Source organism: Bacillus sp. 05T31 (assembly GCF_056396725.1).
Genome location: NZ_JBFTMA010000507.1, coordinates 1 through 3,269, shown reverse-complemented (window position 1 = coordinate 3,269; position 3,269 = coordinate 1). Strand labels below are relative to the sequence as shown.

The 3,269-nt window shown below is 28.4% G+C and carries 3 protein-coding genes; all 3 read right to left on the bottom strand.

Going from position 1 to position 3,269, the window contains the following annotated elements:
- The coding region (locus tag AC1DJR_RS23125; protein WP_477003591.1) for a PD-(D/E)XK nuclease domain-containing protein at positions 1–351 on the bottom strand (351 nt) is incomplete at its 3' end.
- Between the two features lie 10 nt (positions 352–361).
- Entirely contained in the window at positions 362–1,045 is a 684-nt protein-coding gene (locus AC1DJR_RS23120) for a hypothetical protein (RefSeq protein ID WP_477003590.1), read from the bottom strand.
- Positions 1,046–1,997: 952 nt separating this feature from the next.
- The gene (locus tag AC1DJR_RS23115; protein ID WP_452087161.1) at positions 1,998–3,107 is read right to left on the bottom strand and encodes an HNH endonuclease signature motif containing protein; all 1,110 of its coding nucleotides are present in this window, start codon (positions 3,105–3,107) and stop codon (positions 1,998–2,000) included.
- Between the last annotated feature and the right edge of the window lie 162 nt (positions 3,108–3,269).

The window sequence follows — 3,269 nt, the reverse complement described above, 5'->3', positions numbered from 1 at the left end:
TTCACAACCTAATTCATGTATCTTCTCCGAAATCTCTGAACATTCAACTGTCATATATAATTGATTTACAAAAGATTGAATACTTGTCTGATTAATTCCAGACCATATTCTTTTTTTCGATTCAACAATGATATTTAAATCTTCATTAAGATATGGGTCATAATATTTAAACAACGAATCTACTCCATGGTCGTTTTTTCGCTCTGCGCTTTTACCTGTTCCATGAATAGCCGGTTTCCCACAAGTAATATCAAAATTTGAACAACCTACTTGTCTCCATCCTAATTCTTTTAGTATTTTAATTGTTTGCGTTGTCCAACGTTCTCCTTCAAATTGCTGCTGTTCTGACATAGAATACACCTCACATAAATTTAAAATTGTTAATTGTTTCTTTTATATCTTCAATAAAATTCTTATCTATACTTTGAAAATCTAGTTTAATTGTTCCTTGTTCAAGATTAGTATCTAATTCAACAAATTCTTCTGCTTTAGAATAGACTTTAATCTTTACTCGAGAAACTTTTGCACCTAAGTTACCCACTAAATATAAAGCATCATTATTATTTGTCATACTCAAAGTAGCAACAGGTATATATTTGTTAAGTACTTTAATTTCATTAAATGCTACTTCTGTTATATCAGTTTTACACTTAGAAAAATTCTCATAAAAACATTCAAAATCAAATCCACTTGATTTAATATCAAAAGGTTTTTCTCCCTGTAAAATTTTATTTATAAACTTAATTATACTGGGTTTTCCCCAAACAATTAGAGTTTTATTCTCTAGGTTTAATCTTAATTCTGCATTCATAATTTTAGGGGTTTCTTCTGAAACGATTTTATTGTTTTCTTTATCAAAAGAAAAATCAAATGTATTTATAACCCTATAGTAATTAATAGCAATGACTTCTTCTGAACTTTCAAGCGAATGGTAGCCTTCTGTACTACTTTTTTGTGACAAAAGCTTTTCAAAATACTCCCGCACTTTATCTATATCATTAACTACTATTTTGTTTACATAAACAAACGGTTCTAAATTCAGCATTTCTTATCCCCCCTTAAAATTAGAATGTAAGGTTTATTTTAACAAATAAATAAAAAACAACTTGTCGAACCAAGTCGAAAAATAGCAAGTTTTTCAAACATTCTATTTACAATTCTAAAAATAATTTTATGAATAAATTTCACGCTATATTCTCTCATTCAGTGATTTTTTATGACAATCATTAATCCAACTGCAAACTAATCTATCTATTATTAGTTTGCACTTATCTGAGACGATAATCTTTCGTTAATCTCATTATATAGTTAGTTCAATATTATCTGTACGATTAAGATAAAAGATAGATACACAGCGCATATTAAAAGCGTTTATCACTTTATAATAAAGTGATTGATTGAGATAAGTCGTTTTTATAAAAATAGCTTCCATTTCACTTGAAAAACTCATATTTCTATCCTTTCCATATACATTAATAAATATAAAATTTACAATATCCTTATTTACCTTTTTTTCAACATAAATAACCAACAACTATTGCACATTTTTTACTATTAAGATATCGATGTCTATCTTCATATCCCTCTTCAATATGTAAATTTCTTCACTTAAGTTTTCTTCTTTATTTTCCAAATCAAATAGCCGCTCACGTAATACTAAAAGTTCTTTAGAACTTTGTTTCACTTCTAGAAATTGCTGCTCATACCTTTTTATTGTTCTCTTTAACGCTTCATTCTCTTCTCTTAATAATTTGTTTTATTCTTCTATAATCTGTTGTTTAGCCTGAGTTTCCGCCTTCTTTGTCGCAAGTTGTACCGTCCCTGAAGTAATAGTTCACTCTTAAACTAGATGACTCTCCATAACATTCAATTAATAATATATAAATTGATATAAAAATTTTCACCATCAGAAAGTATCACATATTCATGAAATTGGTTCAGAGACTTTAACTAAGCGTCAATAACCTCAAGGTACACAAATTACCAATTATTCAAAATTAATCTTTTAAATAAAATTCTTTAACCTCTTTTATTCCTTCATTTAGAAACCATTCTGAATTCAATAAAGCTTCATATACCTTAGCTTCTAATGAATTAAGATTATAATATTCTGCTGAAGCCTTATCATCATTTAAGGCTACAATCATCGATTCAATTCCCCCAGATTTATATATTCCTACAATTTTTTTCGCTCTAACCCTAAAATATCTTCCTGCTTTTGTGGCATATAATTTCCCTAATGATAGGGCATCGAATTGTTCAAGTAACCTTTCTTTTAGAATAGCACTTTCCAAATCTGCTTTCACATTAAATTCAAAGGTAAGTGGCCATACTTTATCAACCAATTTACACTCTACCCACCTTATTTGTGTTAAGTCGTCACAATATGCATTAATAAACATTTTATTTTCTTCTAGTTTTCTTAAATCCTTTTTCCTAGTATTACACTCATAACATGACGGTAATAAATTCAAGGGAGTTATAGCGTATTCAATAAAATGAGCTTTAGGTAAATAGTGATCAACTGTACTCACATCTCCATACATACAGTACGGACATATTGCATCATCAGCAAGAAGAAGTATATGTTCATAGATATCTCGGCCTTTTTTATCCGAACCTTTAGACTCCACAATATAATTTTCATAAGCTTTTTTCATAGCAGTTGAATCAACATAACTCATAAATTGATACAATGCATTACTCTCATCAACTACTTGTAATGCTTCTTCAAGGCTAATTTGATTGAGAGTATTTTTTATATCTGAAAGTCCCATACTTATAATATTTTCAAATAAAGACTCCAATCCATATTCTCTTAATTTTTCAATTAAATCTCTTTTTGCAATACCATCCGCAAAATTCAAGAAATGCCCCAATTTAACATTTTTCGGAATTCCAATGTTTTTATTTTCTTCTACAGTAAATAAATTATTTCCTTCTTCAGAAAACATTAGATTTTTATATTCCTCTTCTTTATTTAAAAGAAAAGGTTTTATTGCTCTCAATCTTCCAAGTAGAAAATTAGACGCTATTCCTTGCCGATCTTCTAAAATTTCATCAAAAAAATCAGTTAATTGATAGTCAGGTAATTGTAGCCTATACATTTTTAGGATCATCCTCTAATTCATTAATATATGTTCTAACAATAGATTTAGCCTCAATACTTAATTCATTATTAAATACTTTTAAAACCTCATGATAATCCTGATGCTTTTCCACTTCTTCCTTTAATAGTCTATGGAATCCTGAATTTTTAACTTCTAAGC

Excerpts from the sequence above, each read along its gene's own strand:
- AC1DJR_RS23120 (WP_477003590.1), bottom strand. The coding sequence starts at position 1,045 with ATGCTGAATTTAGAACCGTTTGTTTATGTAAACAAAATAGTAGTTAAT.
- AC1DJR_RS23115 (WP_452087161.1), bottom strand. The coding sequence starts at position 3,107 with ATGTATAGGCTACAATTACCTGACTATCAATTAACTGATTTTTTTGAT.